The following is a 24537-nucleotide window of genomic DNA, read 5'->3' on the forward strand; positions in this document are numbered from 1 at the left end:
GCTGAGTTGAGCCAGGCGTCGATCCTCTACGACCTGCCCGGGCCCCGCGCCAAACGGCGCAACGCGATCCTGGGCGTCGCCTCCACCGTCGGCATCATCGCGCTGCTCGCCTACGTCGGCTACAAGTTCGCCGACACCGGCCAGTTCGAGGCCCGCAAGTGGGAGCAGTTCCAGTACGCCTCGGTGCAACGGGAGTTGCTCGGCGGCCTGGGGGCGACGCTGAAGGCGGCAGGCATCGCCGCGGTACTCGCGCTGCTCTTCGGCGCGGTCTTCGCCAGTGGCCGACTGAGCGACAAGTGGATCCTGCGGACCCCGGCGACGTTCGTGGTGGAGCTGTTCCGGGCGATCCCGCTGCTGATCCTGATCTTCTTCGGCTACTACGTGCCGCTGCAGTACGGCTGGTCGATCGACAAGCTGTGGGCGCTTGTCATCGGGCTGGTGCTCTACAACGGCTCGGTGCTCGCGGAGATCTTCCGGGCTGGCATCAACGCCGTGCCGTACGGGCAGACCGAGGGCGCGTACGCGATCGGCATGCGCAAGAACCAGGTGCTGCGACTGATCCTGCTGCCGCAGGCGGTCCGGTCGATGCTCCCGGCGATCGTCAGTCAGCTCGTCGTGCTGCTCAAGGACACGGCGCTGGGGTTCATCATCACGTACCCCGAACTGCTGTTCGTTGGCAAGCAGATCGGCGGTCGGTTGCCGTTCGGGCTGCCGTACGTGCCGACGTACCTGATCGTGGCGGCGATCTACATCGCCATCTGCGGTTCGCTGTCGGCGCTGGCCTGGTGGTTGCAGAAGCGGATGGGCCGCACGCCGCGCACGGCCGCCAAGGTGCTGCCCGCCCAGGACGCCGGCGCGGACTCCGCACGGATGATCTGACCGGGCTGTCCGGCCGGTGATCGACACGAGTTCGTTGATATCGGGGTATCACCGGCGACGGGATACCCCGATATCGCTGAAACCGTGTCGATCAAAGGCCCACCAGGTCAGCGGGCGATCTCGGTGACCCGGGACTCGCGGACCACCGTGACCCGGATCTGACCCGGGTAGGTCAGCTCCTCCTCGATCTGCTTGGCCACGTCGCGGGCCAGCACGGCCGCCCCGATGTCGTCCACGTCGTCCGGCTTGACCATCACCCGGATCTCCCGGCCGGCCTGCATGGCGAACACCTTGTCGACGCCGAGCTTGCCGGCCGCGATCTCCTCGATCCGCTCCAGCCGCTTGACGTACGCCTCCAGGCTCTCCCGACGCGCGCCCGGCCGACCGCCGGAACAGGCGTCGGAAGCCTGCGTGAGCACGGCCTCGATGGTCTGCGGCGGCACCTCGTTGTGGTGCGCCTCGATGGCGTGCACCACGTCCTCGTGTTCGCCGTACTTACGGGCCAGGTCGGCGCCGATGATGGCGTGGCTGCCCTCGACCTCGTGGGTGAGCGCCTTGCCGATGTCGTGCAGGAACGCCGACCGTTTGATCGTGGGCACGTCCAGCCGCAGCTCGGCGGCCATGATGCCGGCGATGTGCGCCGTCTCGACCAGGTGCTTGAGCACGTTCTGCCCGTACGAGGTGCGGTAGCGCAGCCGGCCGAGCAGGGTCACCAGCTCCGGGTGGATCTCGGTGATGCCGACCTCGACCAGGGCGTCCTCGGCGGCGCGCAGGCAGAGCTGCTCCACCTCCTGCCGAGCGAGGTCGTAGACCTCCTCGATCCGGTGCGGGTGGATGCGCCCGTCCAGGACCAGCTTCTCCAGGGTGAGCCGGCCGACCTCCCGGCGGACCGGGTCGAAGCAGGAGAGCAGCACCGCCTCGGGGGTGTCGTCGATGATCAGGTTGACGCCGGTCACCGACTCGAAGGCGCGGATGTTGCGCCCCTCCCGGCCGATGATCCGCCCCTTCATCTCGTCGCCGGGCAGGTGCAGGACGCTGACCACGCTCTCCGCGGTCTGCTCGCTTGCCACCCGCTGGATCGCGTCCACCACGATGTGTCGGGCCCGCTGCTCGGCGGTGTTGCGCGCGTCGGACTCGATGTCGCGCACCAGCAGCGCCGCCTCCCGCTTGGCAGACGTCTCGATCGCGTCGATCAGCTCCAGCCGGGCCGACTCGGCGGTGAGACCGGCCACCCGCTCCAGCTCCCGACGGCGTAGCTCCTCGGCCTCGGCCAGCTCGGCCTCGCGCTGGGCGAGCGCGGACTCCCGGGCCGCGAGGGCGGCGCTCGCCGCCGTGAGCTGCCGCTCCCGCTCGGCGAAGCGCTCCACCTCCTCGGTGTGCAGCCGCTCCCGCTCGTCCATCCGGGCCGCCCGGCGCTCCACCTCGGCGGCCTGCTCCCTGGTGGTGGCGGCGAGCACCGCGACCTCCCGCTCGCCGCTGCGACGGGCCGTCGTGCGCAGCTGCTCGGCGTCCGCCTCGGCCTGCTTGTGCGCCCGTTCCAGCACGGTGTCCGCCTCGGCGCGGGCGTCGTCGAGCACCCGCCGGGCCTCGGCCCGAGCCGCCTTCGCCTCGGCCTTCGCCGCCGCCGCCTCGGCACGAGCCGCGGAGGCGGCCGACTTCGCCACGTCGATCGTGCTGTTCGCGTGGTCGGCGGCGTCGCGCAGGGCGGCCAGGGACTGCTCCTGACGGTCCTTCTCCGCGATGAAGGCCGGATCCTCCGGGGCCGGCGCCGTGCCCATCCGGCGCATCGTCCGAATGCCGATCAGCACCGCTCCGACCACGACCACCGCGAGGATCAAAACGGCCGCGAGAAGCACGACGTCGAGGGCGTTCATGCCGGGACCCCGTGAGGTCTACCGGTGAACCTGTGCCGCCGCCCCGCCATGGCCGCCTCCCCTGAACGTCGAGACCGCAGCGACTGTGCCCGAGGCACACTCCTGCGGCTGTGGACGCCCGACCGGAGCGGCTGGCCGTGGATAGCTCTCTCCGCCGGCGGTGCCCGCGGGCATCGTCGGCGACCGGGTGCAGTTGTCGCGGAGCACCGGACCGGCCAGTCCGGAACTGCCGCCAAAGGCCGCGGAGTCGGCCAAAGTGATGCTGTTCTGTTACGAGATCTATGTTGTGCGCTTAGCCTGCGCTGGTCGGGCAATGTGAGCCTGTATGGCGAGGCTAGGTCGCCAAGGGCGGTCTGGTCAAGGACTCATGATCAAACCCCCCGAACGGAGCGAAGTTGTAGCGTCACCCAAAGCTGATGTCGTTGTGGACACCGGGGGACAAACACGGCGAGCCGACGGGCCTCGATCCGGATGTCGTACCTGTTCAGCGACGAGGACACCATCCTCCGAGCCGGCTTTGTGACAACAGCGACCCCGTCGCCCACGCCCGGCCGCGCCCGACCAACTCGCGCCAGACCCACCCGCCCCCGGCCGCCCGCAGGATCGCGCTTCCGCGTCCACCTGCACACGCAACGGAGCGCAGTCGGGACGACTGGGCGGTTGTCGACCAACTGATCCGCCCGTACGGTCCGCGCATGATGCGGAAGATGCTCCTGTTCGGCCTGGTGCTGGTGCTGTCGTTCAGCGTCGTGGTGATCCTCGGCCGCCGAGGCGTGATCAACGGTTCGACTGCCCGGTCGGGCAGTACGACGGCGCTCGACCCGGGTGAGCGGACGGGCACCGCCGACGGCAGGGTGAGCTTCACCGCACCCAAGGGCTGGACGACGGGCCCCTGTCCCCCGCGCGAAGACCCGGACTGCGCCCAGCTCTCGCCCCGGGGAGCCGCCGGGGGTGACACCGTCACGGTGCTGACGTCACCGGCCAACACGGTGGAGGGATCACCTATGGATCTGCTGCTGATCGACGACCCCGCCATCCTGCCGCCGGATCCATCGAAGAACGCCTGACGCTGGACGGCGCGAAGGCTGTCCGGATGGACCTCTCCGACCATGCCCCCGGGCCCCTGCCGAGCACTGCGACGCTGCCGGGCGTCGGAGACGTGATGGTCTACGGCGTCGTACCGGGCAGCACCGACACCTTCATGATCGACTGTCGCCATGATCGTCTGGTGGCGGAGATGCGGGCCGGATGCGACCTGATCGTGAAGAGCCTGCGTTTCCCCCGCTGACCCGACGTCAGCGGCTCACTGGGCGCCGGCTGCCAGCGCCGCGACGCCCAGCGCGGCACAGCGGGCCACCCACACCCAGCGCGCCGCTCAGTCGAGCGGACGGTTGTCGCGCTCCAGATCACCCTCGGCGTCGGCGAGCGCGTCCGCGTCGATCTGCTCGGCGAACTCGGCCGCCTCGGCGCTCTGCGCGGCAAGCGCGTCCTTCACCGCCCGGATGGCCACGCCGGGCGGATAGCCCTTGCGGGCCAGCATCCCGACCAGGCGACGGAAGACCGCGTCGGGCTCACCCCGGGCGGTGCGCAGTTTGCGCTCCACCAGAGTGCGCGCGGTCGCCGCCTCGGTCTCCTCGTCCAGCTCGCCGAGCGCCTCGGTGGCCACCTCGCCGTCGACGCCCTTGCGGCGCAGCTCGTTGGCGAGCGCCCGGCGGGCCAGGCCACGACCTGTGTGCCGGCTGGACACCCAGGCGCGGGCGAACGCGGCGTCGTCGATGATGCCGACCTCGTCGTAGCGGTCGAGCACCTCGGCCGAGACCTCTTCGGAGATGCCCCGCTTGGCCAACGCATCGGCCAGCTCGGCCCGGGTGCGGGGCCGGACGGCGAGCTGGCGCAGGCAGATCTCGCGAGCCACCTCCGACTCGTCACGAGGCGGCGACTCCGGCTGGTCGACCTGCTGCTCGGTCCGGCGACCCCGGGGAGGGCGGGGAGGATCGCTGGCGTCGCCCGTACGGGGTGGGCTGGCATCCCAGCCTCGCCCCGTACGAGCGCGTCGTCCTGCCACTTGTCAGCGACCGATCAGAAGTCGACAGGCGGCAGCTCCGGGCCACCGGCGGCGTCACCCGCGCCGACCCCGACGCCGAGCTTCTCCAGGATCTTCTTCTCGATCTCGGCGGCCACGTCCGGGTTTTCCTTCAGGAACTCCCGGGCCTTCTCCTTGCCCTGGCCGAGCTGGTCGCCGTCGTACGTGTACCACGCTCCGGACTTGCGGATGATCGCCTGCTCCACGCCGACGTCGATGAGCGAGCCCTCACGCGAGATGCCCTTGCCGTACATGATGTCGAACTCGGCCTGCTTGAACGGCGCGGCCACCTTGTTCTTCACGACCTTGACCCGGGTGCGGTTACCGACCACGTCGGTGCCGTCCTTGAGGCTCTCGATGCGTCGCACGTCGAGCCGGACCGAGGCGTAGAACTTCAGCGCCCGACCACCTGTGGTGGTCTCCGGGCTGCCGAACATGACACCGATCTTTTCCCGCAGCTGGTTGATGAAGATCGCCGTGGTGCCGGTGTTGCTGAGCACACCGGTGATCTTCCGTAGTGCCTGGCTCATCAGCCGGGCCTGGAGGCCCACGTGGCTGTCGCCCATCTCGCCCTCGATCTCGGCACGCGGCACCAGGGCCGCCACCGAGTCGATCACGATGATGTCGATCGCGCCGGAGCGGATCAGCATGTCCGCGATCTCCAGCGCCTGCTCGCCGGTGTCCGGCTGCGAGACCAGCATCGCGTCGGTGTCGACGCCAAGGGCCTTCGCGTACTCCGGGTCGAGCGCGTGCTCGGCGTCGATGAAGGCGGCGATGCCGCCGAGCCGCTGCGCGCTGGCCACCGAGTGCAGCGCCACAGTGGTCTTACCGCTGGACTCCGGGCCGTAGATCTCGACCACCCGGCCACGGGGCAGGCCACCGATGCCCAGCGCCACGTCGAGCGCGATGGAGCCGGTCGGAATGATCGCGGTCTGGACGACCGGCCGGTCACCCAGCCGCATCACCGAGCCCTTGCCGAATTGCTTGTCAATCTGAGCGAGAGCAAGGTCGAGCGCCTTCTCCCGGTCAGGACCTGCTGCCATCGTTGCCACCCCTGCCTTCGCCGGCGTCTTTCCTGCTGAGCTTCTCGTCACGCGAGACACGCTAGGCGCTGGGTCCGACAGAAAACCAGCCGACGGGCCGCGAGCTGTGGACGAGCACCCCGCTGTGGACAATAGCCGAACAGGTGTACGACTCGACAAGTGACACGCGGAACCGGCGAAAAGGCTGCTCAGCGTAGTCGGGCGGGCACGCGGTCGGGATACGCGGCGCAGACCGCCCGCCACACCACGTGCGTCTGCTCCCCCGACGACAGCGCCTGCTCGATGGTCCGGCCATGGAGCTGGGACAGCACCTGGTCGCGGGCGATGCTGGCCGCGTAGCCCGGCCCGAACGCCTCCTCCAGCCGCGCCCAGAAGTCGGTCAGCCGCACGTGATCAATCCTCCTCGCCCGGTGCCCCCGTCGGCACCGGGCGCAACGCTAGCGCCACCAGGGGCACTGTCGCGACCGCCGCGAGCAGGGTGAGCACCGGATAACCGGCGAGTTGCATGACAAACCCACTGAGCACCGCGGCGCTGGCCCCCGCCAACCCCATGATCAGGTCGGAGAACCCCTGGACGCTGGGCCGCACACCTGCCGACACCGACTCGGAGAGCAGCGTCGAGCCGGCCACCATCGTCCCCGACCAGCCCAGCCCGAGAAGGACCAGACCGACCGAGAGCCGGGGCGTGTGGTGCCCGGCGGTACCGGCGACCGCGCAGGCAGCCAGCAGCAGCCCGACCCCGCCGAGGATCACCGCCCGCCGGCCCAGCCGGTCGGTGAGCCAGCCGACCACCGGGGAGAACGCGTACATGCCCGCGATGTGCAGGCTCAACACGATCCCGACCAGCCGCAGCACGTCGGCGTCGGCGTGCGACTCACCGAGCCGGACCGGGGTCATCGCCATCACCGCCACCATCACCAGGTGACCGATCGCCACGGCCGCGATGCCGAGCCGGGCGGCGGGCTGTCCGCGTACCACCGACCAGGCCAGCCGCATCCCGGCGGCGCGCGGCGCGCGCACACCGACCGGCCCGGCGGCCGGCCCGGCTCCACCGCCCGCCGGCGCCTCGGCCACCGCGGCAGTCGGTGCGACACGCCTCGGCCCGGCGGCCGCCGACCCGGCACCGCCCGCCACGTCGACGCCCGGTGCGGCATTGCTCGCGACGGCGGCGTCCGGGGCGGCACCGCCGGGTGGTCCGGCGGGGGTCGGCGGCGTGTCGGCCGCCGCCAGCCGCCGCGCGGTGAGCAGTGGGTCGGGCCGGAGCAGCCCGAGGAGTACGACGGAGGCCAGCACGAATGCCGTCGCGCTGAACGCGAACGGGCCGGCCAGCGGCGGCAGCCCCCAGCCGGTGGTGACCCGGTCGGCCAGGGCGGCGAAGTTCGGCGCGGCCACGGCCCCGATGGTGGTGGCCCAGACGATGAGCGAGAGCTGACGCCCCCGGCGGGCCGGCTCGGCGAGGTCCACCGCCGTGTAGCGGGCCTGCAGGTTCGCGGCGGTGCCACCGCCGAAGAGCAGCATGCCGAGGAAGAGCAGCGGCACCGAGCGGGTGGCCGCCGCCAGCACCACCAGGACGCCGCCGACGGCGCCCACGGCGTACGCCAGCACCAGGCCGGGACGACGGCCGTGCCGCGCCATGATCCGGGTGACCGGGATGGCGAGCAGCGCGGCACCGACCACCCCGGCGCTCTGCGCGACGCCCGCCACCGCGGTGCCGGCGACGCGTGCGGCGAGCAGCGCGCCGACGGAGATGCCGATCGTCACACCGACGCCGCCGATGATCTGGGTGGTGAAGAGCAGCCGCATGGTGCGCCGCTGGATCGGCGCGACGTCGAGCCCGGCGCCGGTACGCGGCACGGTCAGGTCGGTGGCCATCGGCGCTCCTCAGAAGGGGGGTGGACCCCCATCCTTACGCACCCACACGCCGCCCCACCGCCCGCGCGCGGCCCCACCGCCCCCGGCCCGGGCCGGTCAGCCGGCCATTACGCGCTGGTGCAGGGCCGACACCGCCGAACGGGCCGCCACGAACGCGCCGTGCTGCCAGGCCACCTCGTGGCTCAGCCAGTCCCCGGCGAAGTAGACCCGTCCGGCCGGCTGGAGCAGCAGGTTGTAGCCGGCGGTGCCGTAGCGGGGCGAGGTCCAGGCGCCCTCGATGTAGCGGGTCCGGTCCCAGGCGTGGGAGTACGAGGTGACCAGCTCGCTGCGGTACTTGTCGCCGTGGATCTTCGCGCCCTGGCTCACCGCTCGCTCCCGGCGCTGCTCGGGGGTGAGCCCGCTGTACGCCCTGGCGTTCGCCCCGGTGTTGTAGTAGCCGACGACCAGGCCGCGCTTGCCGTGGAAGCCGTAGGACGGGTACCAGATGTGCGACAGGTCCAGGTCGGTCTCCGTGATGCCGCCGTAGATCCGCTGGTCGGTCTCCCACCAGCGGCTGCGGTACTCCAGGCCGATCTTGCCGGCGGCGGTGACCGGGAAGTCGGCCAGGGCGGCGGTCACCCCGGCGCCGAGGTTGTGGGGCACCCGGGCCATCAGGTGCGGCGGCAGCGCCGCCACGCAGTAGTCGGCGGTGATCTGCGACTGCCGGCCGCCCTGCCGGTAGGTCACCTCGACGCGGCTGCCCCGGTCGGTCACCCCCGTCACCTCGGCGTCGAGGCGGATCCGGTGCCCGCCCACGGCCTTGGCGAGGGCGCGCGGGATCTGGTCCATGCCGCCGACCGGCTGGAACATCAGCATCGCCTGGTCGTAGCCGAACTCGAAGGAGAAGTACCTGCCCACGTTGCTGGCGAAGACGTCGGAGAGCGCCGGCGGCGCGCCGAGCAGCGTCCCCACCTCGTTGCCGGCGCCTGGGTACGCGGAGAAGCCGCGACGGTTGGTTCCGGTGTACGCCCAGTCGCTGGTACGCCCGCCGATCGCGCCGAAGCTCTGCAGGAACGACAGCAGCCGGTCCCGGTCCTCGGTGGTGAGCCGCGCGTCCAACGCGCCCTGGTCGGTGGCCTTCGCGAGCAGTTCCGAGACGTAGCCGTACACGTCGGCCTTGGCGGTGCGGTAGCGGATCGGCTCGGTCATCCCGGCGGACTCGTTGTAGATCCAGGCGTCGGCGTTCTGGTTGGTGAAGACCTCGATGGGTACGCCGAGCTCACGGCAGTAGTCCATGGTGACCATCCACTGTGCGATCCGGCCCGGCCCGGCGTTGAAGTAGACGCCGTCGGAGAAGCCGGCCCGCTGGGTGTGCCCGTCGAGGTCGGTCTCGACGTCGCCGCCACGGATGGTGAGGTTGCGCCCGCCGACGCGGTGCCGCGCCTCCAGGATCGTGCAGTGGTAGCCCGCCTTGCCCAGCTCGTACGCGGTGGTGAGCCCCGCGATGCCGCCGCCGAGCACGACGACGCTGGCCCCCGGCCGGCCGGTGAGGGTGAAGTCGGACCGCTCGGGCGCCCGGAACGCCGGGGTCACCGACGCGTCGGCGCTGGGCGCGAGGCCCATGGCTCCCATCGTGGCGAGCATCGCACCGGCACCGCCGCTGACTCCGACCGCGCGCAGGAACCCGCGCCGGCTCACCGTCGACTGCGTCTGATCGCTCATGAACGCCTCCCCTACAAGATCGACTCACGTGAGTCTGCAGAGGACCTGTTACGCGGATCACGCAACGCCGTTTCCGGCAGGTATCGCCTCCCGGCCCGCCGGTCGCGGCGGTTTCCGACGGGGACGACGCTCAGGCCAGCCGGGGTACGCCGAGCACGGTCAACCGGCGAGGGCGCGGGCCGCCACGGTGAGGTCGGCGACGAGACCCTCGTACGCCGTGTCCTGGTCATCGGCGCGCAGCACGGCGGACGGGTGAATGGTCGCCAGCAGCCGGGCCGGCGGGGCGTCGTCCCGCTCTCCGGCGCTGTCCACCGGCACCTGGATGAAGTCCTCCGGGTGCTGGGCGGACGCGGGCCAGGGCAGCAACTCGCCGCGCTGTCTCGTCACCCGGAAGGACGGGCCGAGCAACGCCTTCGCGGCGGTCGCGCCGAGCACCACGACGATCTCCGGGTCGAGCCGGGCGAACTCGGCGACCAGCCAGGGCCGGCAGGCGGTGATGTGCACCCGGTCCGGGGTCTGGTGGATGCGCCGCCTGCCGCGCAGCTCGAAACGGAAGTGCTTCACCGCGTTGGTCAGGTAGATCTGCGCCGGGTCGAGCCCGGCGTCGTCGACGGCCTTGCGCAGCAGCCGGCCCGCGGGACCGACGAAGGGCAGACCCTTCTGGTCCTCCATGTCGCCGGGCTGCTCCCCGACGAGCACCACGCGGGCGCTCTCGTCGCCCCGGCCGAAGACGGTCTGGGTGGCGTCCCGATACAGCTCGCAGCCTCGACAACCGCCCGATGCCGTGCGCAACTCGGCGATGGTGTCGGCGTCGGGCGGGATGAACCGCTGGGCGCCGGGAGCGTTGTCGGTCTGCTCGGCCATGCCGACTGTTATATACCCGTTCGATATCGCCTGCCGGATACGCCCGCCCTCGCGTCCCGCGTCCCGCGTCCCGCGTCCAAGATCTTCGCAACATCCCGGATGTTGCTGCCTCCGACGCGCGGGTGACAGCAACATCGCTGATGTTGCGCGGATCTTGACGACGAACACCAAGCGCGGCCGACCGGAAGCGGGCTTTTGAGCACCCGCGTCGGTCAAGGTCACGCTTGGCCCTGGATGTAGTGGCCACGAAGCGACCACGAAACCACTACATCCAGGATCAAGCGCGATCTTGCCGGGCGTGGGGCGCGCAGGACGCGTGGCGCGGGCTCGCAGGGGTGGGGCGGAGGCGCGCACGGGCACGGACGCATGGGCACGGTGCGCGGGCGCCCAGGTGGGCGCGGTGGGGTCGCTTCAGCAGTACGCCCAGTTAGGTGAGATCAATCAGATAGTCCAGATCAATCCGGTCGGCCCGCATCACGATCTGTGCCACCTCAGCGACCCAATCACCCACATCTAGGGGTATGCACTCTGTGTCGGCCTCCCCCACGAACTCGGGAGGCAGAGTTCGCCGATGGAAGTGGTTCCAACGCTCAGACGAGCCGATCGACGTAGTTGAGCGCTCCGTGTACCAGCCTGTCGAGTGCGAGCCTCCTGCGCCACGACGGCGGCCGGACGAGGCCACCAGCAAGCGTCAGGCGCTCAGGCGTCGCAACCACCGAGGCGGCCGTCATCATGCTTGAGGAGATTGCGAGTCATCAGGAAGCTCGACTGGCCGACGTATGACGGTTGGGCCTGGATCGACGCTTATGAGCTGGACGCCAAGCGCGAGGCCGTGGCGCGACGCTCCCTGTTCGTACGGCCGGAATGTGTGCAGTACCAGCGAGAGGCGTCCGTGGCGGGTACGCCCAGGTCAGCCGCGGCCCGGCCGCGTCAGTAGCCGTTGCCGCCCCCGCCGCCGCCGCAGGATGCGAGGGCGATCAGCACGATGATGATCACGATGATGGCGACCGCGATCGCGATCCACAGTCCCCTACGGTTTCCGCTTGCAGCCATGGTCAGGCACCTCCGGCGGCCCGCATACCCGCCCCACTCGCTCCGAATCGTCGCAATTCCCCCTTTTACCAGCGGAAGGTTCGGTGGCACCTCAGATGGCGAAGCCTGACGCCGGGGAGGGATGGATGGCTCGGGCCAGCGCGGCGGCCAGCGGGGTCAACTCCTCGACGGCCAGCGAACTGACGGTGATGCGCAGGGCGGGCGGGGCGGCGATCCGGTAGAGAGCGCCGGGCGCGACCGCCCAGCCGGCGTCCCGCAGGGCGGTCAGCGCGCTTGTCTCGTCCGGCACCGGCAGCCAGACGTTGATGCCGCTGCGGCCGTGCGCGGCCAGGCCGTGCTCGGCGAGCGCCGCCAGCAGGCCCTCGCGCCGCAGCTCGTAGCTCTGCGCCGCCCGCCGCACCAGCTCGTCGACAGCCGGATCCCGCCACAGGGCGAGCACCAGCCGTTGCAGCACGGTGGACACCCAGCCGGCGCCGACCCGCGTCCGGCCGGTCACCCGGGCCACTGTGGTCTCGTCGCCGGCCAGCACCGCCAGCCGCAGGTCGGGACCGAAGGGCTTGCTCACCGACCGCACGAAGGCCCAGCTTCCGGTCGCGCCAGCAAGCGGGTGCAGGGGTACGCGGGCCAGCTCGGCGGCGTGGTCGTCCTCGATGAGGAGCAGGTCCCGTCGGCCGGCGAGCAGTGCGCGCAGCTCCTCGGCGCGGGCGGCGGAGACGGCGGCGCCTGTCGGGTTCTGCGCTCGGCTGGTGACCACAAGCGCCCGCGCGCCGGCGGTCAGCGCGGCCGCCACCCCGGCCACCAGTGGACCGTCGTCGTCAAGCGGAACGCCGATCGGCCGCAGCCCGAGGGCGGCGACCAGGTCGAGCAGGTTGGCCCAGCCCGGATCCTCCACCGCCACCGCGTCGCCGGGACGCAGGTGGGCGCCGAGCAGCCGTTCGATGCCGTCCAGCGCGCCGCCGGTGAGGGTGAGGTCCCCGGCGGGCACGCCGTCGGCGCTCAACCGGGCGCGGGCGGCCTCGGCCAGCTCCGGGAGCACGCCGGCCTGCGAGTAGCCGACCGGCGGACCGGCGTCGGCGGCGAGCGCGGCCAGGTGCGGGCCGATCGGGGGCAGCAGGCGGGGGTCGGGCTCGCCCCGGGACAGGTCACGGGCGTCGGGCAGCGGCGGGGGACGGAGCGCGGAGCGGCGGGCGGCCACCGGTGGGCGCGGGCGGACGCGGGTGCCGTGCCGACCGGCGGTGGCCAGCACGCCACGCTGGCGCAGCTCCCGGTAGGCGCGGGCGACAGTGGCCGGGCTGACGCCCAACTCGGCCGCGAGGGCCCGCACCGGCGGCAGGGCAGCGCCGGGTGGCAGGACGCCGGCACGGATGCCCGACTCGATGCTCGCCGAAATCGCGACGGCCGTTGTTCCACTGAGCTGATAGCGTGCTGACACAAACAGGAGATTGTACTAGAACAAAGGGGCGACCATGTATCCACCCACCGCCCGGACCACTCCCACCCGCTCGCGCGACCGGATGAGCTACGACCGGGAGGCCGCGCACGCCGTGCTCGACGAGGCGTACCACTGCGCGCTCGGCTTCACAGTCGACGGCGAACCCCGGGTGCTGCCCACCCTGCACGTCCGCATCGGCGACACCCTCTACCTGCACGGGTCCACCGGCAGCCGTCCCCTGCTCGCCGCCCGGGGCGACGGGCTGCCCGTCTGCGTCACGGTGACAGTGCTCGACGGGCTGGTCTACGCCCGCTCACAGTTCCACCACAGCGCCAACTACCGCTCGGTGGTCGCGCTCGGCACCGCCCACCTGGTCACCGACGAGCGCGAGAAGAGCGCCATGCTCACCGCGCTCGTCGACAAGGTGGGCGCGGGACGCAGCGCCGACAGCCGCCCGCCGAACCGCCGCGAACTGGCCGAGACCGCAGTGCTGGCGCTGCCGCTGCGGGAGGTGTCCGTCCGGTCCCGCACCGGCGGGGTCCGCGAGGACGAGGCCGACCTGCACCTGCCGCACTGGGCCGGCGTGCTGCCGCTGCGGCTGACCGCCGGCCAGCCGCAACCCGCCGCCGGGGTCAGCGCGCCCCTGCCGGCGTACCTGCGGGCGGCGCGCACGCCCTGGCACGACCCGGCCGCACTGCGCGGCGAGCACGTCCTGCTGGAGCCGCTGGACCTGGCGCACGCCGACGACCTGCACAGCGCCACCGCCGACGACGACGTCTGGCGGCACCTCACCGTTGCGCGACCCACCGCGCCGGCCGGGACCGCCGAGGTGGTCGCCTCCGCGCTGGCCGCCCAGCAGCAGGGCGAGCGGGTGCCCTGGGTGCAGCGCTGCGCGGTGACCGGGGCGGTGGTCGGCACCACGTCCTACTACGAGATCGACCCGGAACGGCGGTCGGTGGCGATCGGGCACACCTTCCTCGGCCGGCCGTGGTGGCGAACCGGGATCAACACCGAGGCCAAGCTGCTGCTGCTCGGCCGGGCCTTCGACGACCTGGGCGCGGTGCGGGTCGCCTGGCACACCGACATCCGCAACGTTCGTTCCCAGGCCGCGATCGAGCGACTCGGCGCCACCCGGGAGGGGGTGCTCCGGATGCACCGGCTACGCCCGGACGGCTCGTGGCGGGACACCGTGCAGTACGCGATGACCGTCGACGAGTGGCCGAACGCACAGGCCAGGCTGCGAGAAAGACTTCTGCGGACGGCACCTGTGGCGTGATGATGGCGGGCGTGCTGGGGATCACCGACATCTGGACGTACGTGCTGGGCACCGTGGCCATCATCCTGCTACCCGGACCGAACTCGCTCTTCGTGCTCTCCACCGCCGCCAAGCGGGGTGTGGGCGTCGGCTACCGGGCCGCGGCCGGGGTGTTCGTCGGCGACGGGGTGCTGATGATCCTGTCCGCCGCCGGGGTGGCGTCGCTGCTCAAGGCGTACCCGCCGCTGTTCCTGGTGATCAAGTACGCCGGCGCCGCGTACCTCGGTTATGTCGGGGTGACCATGCTGCTCGGCGCCGTGCGGCGCTGGCGCGACCGCAACGACCCGGACACGCCGCGGCTCATCGACGCCGCGGAGCCGGCGCAGATGCGCAGCCCGTTCCGCAAGGCGCTGGTGATCAGCCTGCTGAATCCGAAGGCGATCCTGTTCTTCATCTCGTTCTTCATCCAGTTCGTCGACCCCGACTACGCCTGGCCGGCGCTGTCGTTCCTGCTGCTCGGCCTGATCGCCCAGGTCACCAGCGCGCTCTACCTGACCGCGCTGATCTTCGCGGGTACGTTCCTGGCCACCCAGTTCCGCAGGCGTCGCCGCCTCGCCGCGGGCGGCACCACAGCCGTGGCGGCCCTCTTCCTCGCCTTCAGCCTCAAGCTCGCCACCGCAAGCGCCGGCTGACCCCGCTCAGGTCCCGTCGCCTCCGCCGGAGCCGCCGCCACCGACGCCGGCGCCTCCGGCGGTGCCGCCCAAGCCGTAGCCGGGTTTGATCGGCTCGTCGGGGTGGCGGCTGACATGGGCGGACCCGCTGATGTTCGCGGACCAGTCGGCGTGCGCGGCGGCCGCGGCGTGTCTGTTGATCGCCTGACGTATCCAGCCGTCCACGGTGGCGATCCAGTCCCGCTGCCCGGCGTCCGCGTGCCAGATCCGGAACCGGCTGATGCTCTGGTGGGTGATCCCGGCCAGCGACAACCGGCGGTCCAGCCAGATGATCACCTCCAGGCCGGCCGAGTTCGTCACGAAGATCAGTTCCAGCTCGGTGATCGGGCCGGCGTAGAGCGGGCCCACCCAGTAGCCCCACCGCTGGTGCAGCGGCAGGGTGTGCTCCACCCCGGGCAGCCCGCCCTCCTGCAACCCGGACTGGCGGATCAGGAAGCCCAGCGTGGCCAGCGCCGCCAGCACGTGCTGCTGGGTGGGGATCGGGTGCACGAGGACGGGCACCATGGCCCCCTGGTCCAGATCCGGGTCGACGGACACCTCGGTCCGCAGACCCATCCGCAGGCTCAGCAGCGGCACCCCGCCGAACGTGGTCACCGGGGTCTCCCACGGCAGCGGCAGGGCGAAGTCGACAGCCCGCCGCCGACCCGCCGGCACGACGAACCGCCCGGCGATCGGCACCTGGTGAAACTGCATGAGCCGTCGGGGGCCGGCCGGGTCGTCCGGCTCGACAGTGGTGACCAGGCCGAGCCGGATGTGGCGTACGAGCACGTCGTCCGGCCCGGCGGCGACTGTCACCCGCCCCGGCAGACGCAGACCCGGACGGGTGCTCGGGTTCGGCAGCGTGGTCTGCACGGACAGCCCGGTCCCGCCGGACTCCCGAGACACCCCCGTCAACCGCACCACGCGCCCCCTCACCGCTGGCCCCGGACCAGCCGCGCCTACCCGGAAGCGGTCATCTCAAGCCCAGCGGCCGACCCGGCCGCGCCGAGCGGCACGGCCGGGTCGGCACGTCAGCGCAGTCGCCGGCCGCGCGGCACCGTGTCGGTCTCGTCGTCGAACTCGCCGATGACCTCCTCGAGGAGGTCCTCCAGGGCGACGAAGCCGATCGGGCGGGTCGGACCACCGCCGTTGCGGACAAGCGCGAGCTGGGACTGCCGGGCGCGCATCGCGGCCACCGCCTCGGTGACCGAGGACGTCGCCGGGAGGGTGAACGCCTGCGTCATCAGCTCCCCGGCCGTGGCGGCCCGGCCGGTGGTGACCACCCGCACCGCCTCCCGGACGTGCACCAGGCCACAGACGTCGCCGCCGGTGTCCAGGACCGCCAGCCGCGACCGGCCGCTGTCCCGGCTGACCTGCTCGATCCGCTCGGCCGGGTCGTCGCGCCGGACGGTGACCATGGTGGCGAACGGCTCCATCACCTGCGCCACGGACGTGCCCTGCAACTCAAGCATGCTGGTGAGCAGTTGGTGCTGCTCGGCGCCGAGCAGCCCGTGCTCGCGGGACTGCTCCAGCAGCATCCGCAGCTCGTCCGGGCCGTGCACCTGGGCCAGCTGATCCTGCTGGTTGACCCCGACCAGGCGCAGGATCGCGTTGGCCAGGGCGTTCAACGCCGACAGCACCGGCCGGGACACCCGGGCGAAGGCCCGGAACGGCAGCGCGAGCAGCGTCGCCGAACGCTCGGCGTCGGTGATCGCCCACGACTTCGGCGCCATCTCCCCCACCACCAGGTGCAGGAAGGTCACCAGGCCGAGGGCGAAGACCAGGGCGACCACGTGACTTGCCGCGTCGGGCAGCCCCACCGCGTGCAGCAACGGGCTGATCAGGTGCTCGATCGCCGGCTCGGCCAGCGCGCCGAGCCCAAGGGTGCACAGCGTGATGCCCAACTGCGCCCCGGCCAGCATCAGCGACAGCTCGCGGACACCGTCAAGCGCCGCTCGGGCCGCCCTGCCGCCGCTGGCAGCCGCCTGCTCCAGCCGGTACCGCTTACTTGCGACCAGGGCGAACTCGGCGGCCACGAAGAACCCGTTCAAAGCGAGCAGGACCCCCGAGCTGAACAGCGCGATGCCGGGGCTCACGCGGTCACCCCCGGCGTGCTCAGCTGCAGCCGTACCGAGTCGGCGACGTGCCGGTCCACGGCGAGCACCTCGACCAGGGCCCGCGGCTCCTCCTCGCCGTCGTCGATTTCGACACCCTCGGGCAGCAGGCTGATCTCCAGCCGGTCGCCGACCTCAGGCACCCGGCCCAGCTCGCGCATGACAAGCCCGGACAGCGTGTCGTACTCCGGGGCCTCGGGCAGCGCGATGCCGGTGCTGTCGGCGACCTCGTCGATCCGCCACCGGGCCGGCACCACCCAGGACCCGTCGTCCTGCCGGGCGGGAGCGCGCTCCGGCGGGTCGTCCTCGTCCCGGATCGGGCCGACCAACTCCTCCGCGATGTCCTCAAGCGTGATCACGCCGGCGAAGCCGCCGTACTCGTCCACCACGCAGGCCATCTGCCGGTGCCCGGACCGCAGGCGGTCAAGCACCGTGGGCAGGGGCAGGGTCTCCGGTACGAGCAGCGGCGGCCCCGCCACCGCGCTCACCGGGGTGGTGGCCCGCTCACCCGGCGGTACGCCGAGCACGTCGGCGATCCCGACGATGCCGATCAGGTCGTCGACGCCCTCCGCACCTCGCACCGGGAAGCGGGAGTGGCCGGTGTCCAGCAGCTCGACGACCCGGCTGACCGGCTCGTGCGCCCGGACGGTGTGCACGTCGACGCGCGGGACCATGGCCTCGCCGGCGGTCAGCTCGCGGAAGTCGAGCCCCCGGTCGAGCAGCGTGGACATCTCGGCGTCCAGGCTGCCCTCCTCGCGGGACTCGGCAATGATCTGTTCCAGGTCGGCAGGGGTGGCGCCGCTGGGCAGCTCCTCGATCGGCTCGATGCCGACCCGGCGCAGCAGGCGTACCGACGCCTGGTCGAAGAGCCGGATCAGCGGCCCGGCGACGGCCAGGTAGGCGAGGGTGGACCGGCTCAACGCCCGGGCGAGTGGCTCGGCCCGGGCGATGGCGAGGTTCTTCGGGGCCAGCTCGCCGAGGACCATCTGGACCACTGTGGCGATGACCAGGGCAAGCGCGACCGACAGCGGCAGGCTTACCGACTCGCGGAGGCCGGCGACGCCGAACAGGTCGGCGAGACCGCCACCGAGGTACGGCTCGGCGACGTAGCCGACAAGCAGTGCGGTGACGGTGATGCCGAGTTGTGCGCCGGAGAGCACGAAGGAGAGCCGGCTCGTGACGGTGAGGGCCCGGGCGGCGGCCTGGTCGCCGTCGTCGGCGAGCTGCCGCAGCTTGCCCCGGTCCACGGCGACGTAGCCGAACTCCTGCGCCACGAAGTAGCCGGTGGCGGCGGTGAGCACGATGATCAAGAGAAGGCCGACGACGATCAGCACCTGTCGCTCAGGGCTCCCGGGGCCGTCGGGACGGGAATATGCCGGGCACGACCCGGCTGGCTACTGCTGCCCTCCTGGGCAGACGAGTCGATCATGCCGCCATTTTATCGGTGCCGGCTGGGACTCCGCTGAGGGTGGGCCGAAGGCGTCGATCGTCCGGTTCACCCAGGCTGCGCGCGGTCGTCGCCGGAACCGCCGCCCGTCGGGCGCTCGGCCAACTCGTCGGCGTCGAGCAGGCTCCGGTCGAGCCGCCCGGACCGGTACGCGGCCCGGCCGATCATCTGCGCCGCGACCGGCGCGGTGGCCAACTGGAAGACCGCCACCAGCAGGATCATGCCGAGGTCGGCCGGGGACCGCAGCCGCAGCGCGATGCCGAGCAGCAGCAGGAGCACGCCCAGCACCTGGGGTTTGGTGGCCGCGTGCATCCGCGACAGCGCGTCCGGGAAGCGCAGCACACCGATCCCGGCGGACAGGGCGAGCAGCGCGCCGGCCACCAGGCAGGCGGCGCCGAGCCAGTCGGCGACCACCCCGAGCACGCCTGTCGTCGACATCACGCCTGCTCCCGGACGGCGAAGCGGACAAGCGACACCGAGCCGACGAAGCCGAGCAGGGAGAGCACCACAAGCACGGGCAGCGTGGTGGCGTGCCGGTTGACGGCCGCCTCCGCGCCCACCGCGCCGACCATTGTGGCGAGCAGCATGTCGGCGGCGATCACCCGGTCGAGCAGGGAGGGACCCCGGTAGAGCCGGATCAGCGCGAGCAGCGCGGTCACCGACAGCAGGGCGGTGAGGACGACGGCCAGGAACGTGATCATTGGGAGTTTCCCTTCTCGACGGGATCGGGCTCCACGCGGCGCAGTTCGGCGGCACTGCCCACCGCCCGGACGATCCGTCGCTCGACGTCGAGGGTGCGTTCCCGGGAGAGGGCCAGGTCCGCCGGCCCGTGGGTGTCCAGGACGTGCAGGTAGAGCGTCGCCGACTCCCGGTCCACCTCGAGGATCAGCGTGCCCGGCACCAGCGAGACCGCCTCGGCGGTGAGCGCCAGGTTCAGGTCGGTGGGCACCCGCAGCGGCACGGCGATGATCGCGCCGCGCGGCCGGTAGCCGGGTTGCACGGCGATCCGGGCGATGTGCAGGCTCGCGCTGACGAGTTCGACGGCGAACCGGCCCGCGAACGCCACCAGCGCACCGGGACGCAGCCGCCCGCCGAAGCTGACCGTCGGCAGCGGAAAGAACAGCAGGACCGCGCCGCCCACCAGCAGGCCGCCGATGATGTTGGCGAGGTTGATCGCGCCCCAGAGCAGGTTCCAGACGAGCACCAGCCAGCCGAGCGCCAACGCCTGGTCCCGCCAGCGCCCGAACCGGCCCCGCATCGGCGGGGCGGCGTCCGCCGGGGGCGTCGCGCGCGGGCCGGTCACGGCGCGACACCTGGCAGGACGGCCCGCACGTACGGGGTACGTGAGAGCAGGTCGGTGGCCGCGTCGGTGGTGACGTCGAAGAGCGGTCCGGCCAGCACGGTGAGCGTCAACCCGAACGCGACCAGGGCGGCGGTGGCGCCGACCATCAGGGTGGGCAGCCGGACGGCGGGCTCGGTGGCGGCGATTCGGGGCGCCCGCCAGAACGCGATGTTCCACACCCGGGAGGCCACGTACAGGGTGAGCAGGCTGGTCAGCGTGCCGGCCGCCACGAGCGTCGCGGGCAGCGCCCCGCCGGCCGCCACACCGGCCTGGAGCAGGCCGAGCTTGCCGAGGAACCCGGAGAACGGCGGCACCCCGGCAAGGTTCATCGCCGGGACGAAGAAGAGGACGCCGAGCAGGGGCGCCATCCGGGCCAGCCCGCCGAGCCGGCGCAGGTCGGTGCTGCCGGCCCGCTCCTCGACCAGGCCGGCCACCAGGAACAGCGTGGTCTGGATGGTGATGTGGTGCACCACGTAGAAGATCGCGCCGGCGAGGCCGGCCGCGGTGCTCAACGCCACCCCGAAGATCATGTAGCCGATGTGGCTGACCAGTGTGAACGAGAAGAGCCGCTTCATGTCCGACTGCGCCACCGCGCCGAGGATCCCGACCACCATGGTCAGCCCGGCGACGACCATGAGCAGCCCGTCGACCTGGCCACCGGGGAACAGCAACGTCTCGGTACGGATGATCGCGTACACGCCGACCTTGGTGAGCAGCCCCGCGAACACTGCGGTGACCGGGGCGGGGGCCGTGGGATAGCTGTCCGGCAGCCAGGCCGACAGCGGGAAGACCGCCGCCTTGATCGCGAACGCGAGCAGCAGCGTCAGTTGCAGGGTCAACCGGACGTTGTCCGGCAGGTCGTCGAGGCGCTGGGCGAGCTGCGCCAGGTTGAGCGTGCCGGTGGCCGCGTACACCAGCCCCACCGCGGCCAGGAAGATCATCGAGGAGAGGATGCTGACCACCACGTACGTCGACCCGGTGCGGATGCGCGTCTCGGTGCCGCCCAGCGTGATCAGCACGAAGCTGGCCGCCAGCAGGATCTCGAAGCCGACGAACAGGTTGAACAGGTCGCCCGCCAGGAACGCGTTGGTGACGCCCGCGGTGAGCACCAGGTACGTCGGGTGGAAGATGACCACGGGCGCGCTCTCGCTCGTCTCGCTGCGACCCTGGCCGATCGAGTACAGCAGCACGCACAGGGTGACCGCCGAGGACACCACGAGCATCAGCGCGGCCAACTGGTCGGCCACCAGCACGATGCCGACCGGGGGCGGCCACCCGCCGATCGCGAGCACCACCGGCCCGTGCCGGTACGCCTGGACCAGCAGCACGACCGCGACTGTGAACGTGACAGTCAGGCAGAGCACGCTCACCGCACGCTGCACCCGTGGGCGGGTGGCAAGCAGCAGGGTCAGCGCCGCGCCGAGCAGCGGCACCACCACAGGCAGCGGCAGGAGCCGGCTCACGACGGCCTCCGCGACGACGGGGTCACCGCGTCCCGTCCTCTCTGCCGCGTCGCAGCCGGCGGCGGGCCGGCTCGGGATCCACCTGCTCCGGGTCGCCGTCCGGACCCTCCCCGCCGTGGTCGACGGCGCCCGTCTCCCTGCGCCCGGCCCGGCGGATGATCTGTCGGTCCTCCAGGTCGTCGGGCACCTCGTCGTCGCCTGTGAGATACCAGCTCCGGTAAGCCACGGCGAGTAGGAACGCGGTCAACCCGAACGTGATCACGATGGCGGTCAGCACCATCGCCTGCGGCAGCGGATCACTCATCTCGTCCACCGGCCCGGTGCCCACGACAGGAGCGCCACCGGACCGGCCGCCCAGCAGGATCAACAGGTTGACCCCGTTGCCGAGCAGGATCACGCCCAGCAGGACGCGGGTGAGGCTGCGCTCCAGCAGCAGGATCACCCCGCACCCGACAAGCACCGCGACGGCGAGCACAAGCACCATCGTGGGTCCGGGGTCACTGGCCGTCATGTCCGGCCGCCCTTGTCGACGGCCAGACCGCCGTTGGCCGTGTCGGTGGCCTCGATGTGCCGGTCCACCTCGGCGCCGAGGCTGCGCAGGATGTCAAGCAGCAGCCCGATCACGATGAGGTACACGCCGATGTCGAAGAAGAGCGCGGTGACGAGGTGGACGTCGCCGATCAGCGGCAGGGACAGGTCGAGCTTGGCGCTCTGCAGCACCGACCCACCGGCCAGCAGCGCCACCGCGCCGGTGCCCACCGCCAGCGCCAGTCCCGCGCCGAGGATCAGGCCGGCGCCCACCGGGGCGGCCTCGGTCAGCTCGTACCGGCCGCCGGCCAGGTAGCGGACCACGAGCGCGAGGCCGGCCACCAGACCGCCGGCGAATCCGCCGCCCGGCGCGTTGTGCCCGGAGAAGAGCAGGAACAGCGAGAACAGCGCCACGGTGTGGAAGATCAGCCGGGTGACCACCTCCAGCACTATCGACCGCCGCTCCTCGTAGAGGGTCGGGCCACCCCGTAACCAGACCGGCCGGTCGGAGCGGACCGCCCGGTCGGCCGACTCCGGTCGGCGTGGTCGCGGCCCGGTGCGGGACCTCTCGAAGATCAGGCTGGCCACCCCTGTCGCGGCCACCACAAGCACCGCCACCTCCCCCATGGTGTCCCAGGCCCGGATGTCGACGAGAGTCACGTTGACGACGTTGCGGCCGTACCCCTCGCTCACCGCCAGGTCCGGAAAGGCAGCGGAGATGTCCGGCGCGCGACGGGCGCCGGCCGCGACGAGCGCCAGCCCGCCCGCCACCACTCCCATCGCCACGCCGATCAACCGACGGACCCATCGGCTGCGACGCAGCGGACGGGCCGAGAAACGCTCCGGCAGGCGGCGCAGCACCAGCACGAACACCGCGATGGTCGCGGTCTCCACCAGGAACTGGGTGAGTGCGAGATCAGGTGCGCCGTGCAGGATGAACAGCATGGCCGTGCCGTAGCCGGTCATCCCCACCAGCAGCATCGCGGTCAACCGCCGGCGGGCGCGGACCGCGAGCAGCGCGGCCACCGCGATCACCACCACGACCACCGGTTGCAGCGGGTTGTCCCAGAGCGGCAGCCGGGCCCGCCACGGCCCGGCGGCGAGCATCGCCCCACCGGGCAGCAGCACGAGGGTGACCAGGATGATGCCGAGGTACTGCGGCAGGGAGCCCCGTTGGGTCGCGCCTGTCACCTCGATGGCGAGCCTGTCGAACCGGTCCACGACCCACTCGTACCCCTGGTTGCCGCCGACCGGGGAGCGGAGCCGGGCCAGCACCGGGGCGAGCGGCCCGCGCAGCGCGAAGAGCAGGCAGCCGCCGGCCAACGCCAACACGGACAGACCGAGCGCCGCGGTCGGCCCGGGCCAGAGCGTCAGGTGCCCCTCGACCGCGCCGAGCAGTTCGGCGTACGGGCTGAGCAGGCCGTCCAGCACTCCGGCGGCGGGGCCGGCGAGCAGCCCCACGACGGCGAGCACGGCCGGGGGGACCAGCATCGACGCGGCGATCGGCCCCGGCTGGACCGGTTCGACGCCCGGCCGGTCGGCGAACGCGCCCCAGAGGAAACGAGCGCTGTACGCGACGGTCAGCACCGTCCCGGCGACAAGTCCGGTGAGGAGCAGCGGGTCGTCGGTGAACGCCGCGAACACCGCCTCCTTGGCGACGAACCCGACGAGCGGCGGTACACCGGCCATCGACGCCGCCGCCAGCACCGCGACCCCGAACAACGGCCGGGACCAGCGCCGCAGCCCGGACAGCTCGCGGAGATCGCGGGTGCCGGCGCCGTGGTCGATGATGCCGACGACCAGGAACAGCGCCGCCTTGAACAGGGCGTGCGCCAGCAGCATCGCCGTGCCGGCGAGCGCGGCGGCCGGGGTGCCCGCCCCGGTCACCGCGACCAGCAGGCCCAACTGGCTGACCGTCCCGTACGCCAGCAGCAGTTTCAGGTCGGTCTGCCGCAGCGCCGCCCAGCCGCCGACGAGCATGGTGGCCACGCCGGCGATGAGCACCACGGGCCGCCACGGGCCGACAGTGGCGAGCACCGGCGCGAGCAGGCCGACCAGGTAGACACCGGCCTTGACCATGGCGGCGGCGTGCAGGTACGCGCTGACCGGGGTGGGCGCCGCCATCGCGACCGGAAGCCAGGAGTTGAACGGCAGCACCGCCGACTTCGACAGCGCCCCGGCCAGGATCAGCAGCACCGCCGTGATCAGGTAGCCACCGCCGGGCAACGGATGGGCGGAGATCTCCGACCAGCGGTAGCTGCCGGCGTGCTCGCCGAGCAGGATGAACCCGACGAGCATGGCCAGCCCGCCAAGCGTGGTGACTGTCAACGCCTGCGCCGCCGCCCACCGACTGGACCGTCGTTCGGTGCTGTGCCCGATCAGCAGGTACGAGAAGATCGTCGTCAGCTCCCAGCCGACGTAGAGCAGCAGCAGGTCGTCGGCGAAGACCAGGACGAGCATCGCGCCGGCGAAGGCGACCAGGACGGCGGCGAACTGGGCCATCCCTGGCGCGTCCGCGTCGAAGTACCGGGCGCTGTAGACAAGCACCAGCGCGCCGACGCCGCCGATCAGCAGGGTCAGGAGCCAGGACAGCGTGGTGAGGCGCAGCGCGATGTCGAGGCCCAACTGCCCGATCCACGGGTACGTCTCGACCACCGCGTCGCCGTGACCGACGGCCGGGGTGCGGGCCAGCGCCCAGCCGAACGCGGCGGCCGGCGCGAGCGCCAGCGGATAGCACGCGCGGGGACCCCACCACCGGACGAGCAGCGGCGCGGCGAGGGCCGCCACGAGGTGGAGGATGAGCAGTACCAGCACCCGCACTCCCGATCGAGGTGGCCGACGCCCGTACAGCGGTGGCGCCTGACAGCGATCAGACGC

The 24537-nt window shown here is 72.1% G+C and carries 23 protein-coding genes; 5 read left to right on the plus strand and 18 right to left on the minus strand.

The features are described 5' to 3' along the window. Positions 1-6 precede the first annotated feature (6 nt). The gene (locus tag OOJ91_RS32585; RefSeq protein ID WP_439117152.1) at positions 7-879 is read left to right on the plus strand and encodes an amino acid ABC transporter permease; all 873 of its coding nucleotides are present in this window, start codon (positions 7-9) and stop codon (positions 877-879) included. A gap of 107 nt (positions 880-986) precedes the next feature. On the opposite strand, the gene rny is transcribed toward OOJ91_RS32585, so the two are convergent. Then, complete coding sequence (rny, locus tag OOJ91_RS32590) at positions 987-2753, minus strand: ribonuclease Y (RefSeq protein WP_266251149.1); 1767 nt, start codon at positions 2751-2753, stop codon at positions 987-989. Between the two features lie 695 nt (positions 2754-3448). Here rny and OOJ91_RS32595 point away from each other — a divergent pair. Further along, positions 3449-3820, plus strand: coding sequence for a hypothetical protein (locus OOJ91_RS32595; RefSeq protein WP_266251151.1), 372 nt, complete (start codon positions 3449-3451; stop codon positions 3818-3820). A 26-nt stretch (positions 3821-3846) separates the two neighbouring features. Continuing rightward, the gene (locus tag OOJ91_RS32600; protein ID WP_266251154.1) at positions 3847-4041 is read left to right on the plus strand and encodes a hypothetical protein; all 195 of its coding nucleotides are present in this window, start codon (positions 3847-3849) and stop codon (positions 4039-4041) included. A gap of 87 nt (positions 4042-4128) precedes the next feature. On the opposite strand, the gene OOJ91_RS32605 is transcribed toward OOJ91_RS32600, so the two are convergent. The 8 genes from OOJ91_RS32605 to OOJ91_RS32645 form a co-directional block, all read right to left on the minus strand. Further along, a complete protein-coding gene (locus OOJ91_RS32605) occupies positions 4129-4818 on the minus strand; it encodes a regulatory protein RecX (RefSeq protein WP_266251157.1) in 690 nt (229 codons plus the stop codon). Positions 4819-4832: 14 nt separating this feature from the next. Further along, positions 4833-5879: a recombinase RecA gene (recA, locus tag OOJ91_RS32610; RefSeq protein WP_053656326.1), complete on the minus strand. Its 1047-nt coding sequence runs from the start codon at positions 5877-5879 to the stop codon at positions 4833-4835. 188 nt (positions 5880-6067) lie between these two features. Next, on the minus strand, positions 6068-6268 hold the full coding sequence (locus tag OOJ91_RS32615) for a DUF3046 domain-containing protein (RefSeq protein ID WP_007456799.1): 201 nt from the start codon (positions 6266-6268) through the stop codon (positions 6068-6070). A 4-nt stretch (positions 6269-6272) separates the two neighbouring features. Beyond that, positions 6273-7751 carry an MFS transporter gene (locus tag OOJ91_RS32620; RefSeq protein ID WP_266251164.1) on the minus strand — a complete coding sequence of 493 codons (1479 nt, stop codon included), beginning with the start codon at positions 7749-7751 and terminating at the stop codon, positions 6273-6275. 96 nt (positions 7752-7847) lie between these two features. Next, entirely contained in the window at positions 7848-9452 is a 1605-nt protein-coding gene (locus OOJ91_RS32625) for a flavin monoamine oxidase family protein (protein WP_266251166.1), read from the minus strand. A gap of 159 nt (positions 9453-9611) precedes the next feature. Continuing rightward, on the minus strand, positions 9612-10316 hold the full coding sequence (locus tag OOJ91_RS32630; RefSeq protein WP_266251168.1) for a UdgX family uracil-DNA binding protein: 705 nt from the start codon (positions 10314-10316) through the stop codon (positions 9612-9614). 930 nt (positions 10317-11246) lie between these two features. Beyond that, positions 11247-11369, minus strand: coding sequence for a hypothetical protein (locus OOJ91_RS32640; RefSeq protein WP_266251173.1), 123 nt, complete (start codon positions 11367-11369; stop codon positions 11247-11249). A gap of 91 nt (positions 11370-11460) precedes the next feature. Beyond that, positions 11461-12801, minus strand: a complete 1341-nt coding sequence (locus tag OOJ91_RS32645) for an aminotransferase class I/II-fold pyridoxal phosphate-dependent enzyme (RefSeq protein WP_266251176.1) — start codon at positions 12799-12801, stop codon at positions 11461-11463. Between the two features lie 34 nt (positions 12802-12835). On the opposite strand from OOJ91_RS32645, the gene OOJ91_RS32650 reads away from it, so the two are divergent. Both OOJ91_RS32650 and leuE read left to right on the plus strand, forming a co-directional pair. Continuing rightward, the gene (locus OOJ91_RS32650) at positions 12836-14077 is read left to right on the plus strand and encodes a bifunctional pyridoxamine 5'-phosphate oxidase family protein/GNAT family N-acetyltransferase (protein ID WP_266251178.1); all 1242 of its coding nucleotides are present in this window, start codon (positions 12836-12838) and stop codon (positions 14075-14077) included. Then, a complete protein-coding gene (gene leuE, locus OOJ91_RS32655) occupies positions 14077-14748 on the plus strand; it encodes a leucine efflux protein LeuE (RefSeq protein ID WP_266251554.1) in 672 nt (223 codons plus the stop codon). The genes OOJ91_RS32650 and leuE overlap by 1 nt, the downstream gene beginning before the upstream one ends. Positions 14749-14754: 6 nt before the next feature. Here the strand turns inward: leuE and OOJ91_RS32660 are convergent, their stop codons facing one another. From OOJ91_RS32660 to OOJ91_RS32700, 9 genes are all read right to left on the minus strand, one after another. Beyond that, a complete protein-coding gene (locus tag OOJ91_RS32660) occupies positions 14755-15687 on the minus strand; it encodes a sporulation protein (RefSeq protein ID WP_266251555.1) in 933 nt (310 codons plus the stop codon). 110 nt (positions 15688-15797) lie between these two features. Further along, positions 15798-16862 (minus strand): hemolysin family protein, encoded by a 1065-nt coding sequence (locus OOJ91_RS32665; protein ID WP_266251180.1) that lies wholly within the window; start codon positions 16860-16862, stop codon positions 15798-15800. Further along, a complete protein-coding gene (locus OOJ91_RS32670) occupies positions 16859-18214 on the minus strand; it encodes a hemolysin family protein (protein ID WP_266251182.1) in 1356 nt (451 codons plus the stop codon). The genes OOJ91_RS32665 and OOJ91_RS32670 overlap by 4 nt, the downstream gene beginning before the upstream one ends. A gap of 161 nt (positions 18215-18375) precedes the next feature. Then, positions 18376-18765, minus strand: coding sequence for a monovalent cation/H(+) antiporter subunit G (mnhG, locus tag OOJ91_RS32675; RefSeq protein WP_266251184.1), 390 nt, complete (start codon positions 18763-18765; stop codon positions 18376-18378). After that, positions 18765-19028, minus strand: a complete 264-nt coding sequence (locus OOJ91_RS32680) for a monovalent cation/H+ antiporter complex subunit F (RefSeq protein WP_007456778.1) — start codon at positions 19026-19028, stop codon at positions 18765-18767. The genes mnhG and OOJ91_RS32680 overlap by 1 nt, the downstream gene beginning before the upstream one ends. Continuing rightward, positions 19025-19630 (minus strand): Na+/H+ antiporter subunit E, encoded by a 606-nt coding sequence (locus OOJ91_RS32685; RefSeq protein ID WP_323178593.1) that lies wholly within the window; start codon positions 19628-19630, stop codon positions 19025-19027. The genes OOJ91_RS32680 and OOJ91_RS32685 overlap by 4 nt, the downstream gene beginning before the upstream one ends. Further along, the gene (locus tag OOJ91_RS32690) at positions 19627-21132 is read right to left on the minus strand and encodes a Na+/H+ antiporter subunit D (protein ID WP_266251186.1); all 1506 of its coding nucleotides are present in this window, start codon (positions 21130-21132) and stop codon (positions 19627-19629) included. Before OOJ91_RS32690 ends, OOJ91_RS32685 begins: the two co-directional genes overlap by 4 nt. A 22-nt stretch (positions 21133-21154) precedes the next feature. After that, complete coding sequence (locus OOJ91_RS32695; RefSeq protein ID WP_266251189.1) at positions 21155-21643, minus strand: Na(+)/H(+) antiporter subunit C; 489 nt, start codon at positions 21641-21643, stop codon at positions 21155-21157. Then, on the minus strand, positions 21640-24474 hold the full coding sequence (locus OOJ91_RS32700; protein WP_266251191.1) for a Na+/H+ antiporter subunit A: 2835 nt from the start codon (positions 24472-24474) through the stop codon (positions 21640-21642). The genes OOJ91_RS32695 and OOJ91_RS32700 overlap by 4 nt, the downstream gene beginning before the upstream one ends. Positions 24475-24537 lie beyond the last annotated feature (63 nt).

The organism is Micromonospora lupini (genome assembly GCF_026342015.1).
Lineage (GTDB): Bacteria > Actinomycetota > Actinomycetes > Mycobacteriales > Micromonosporaceae > Micromonospora > Micromonospora lupini_B.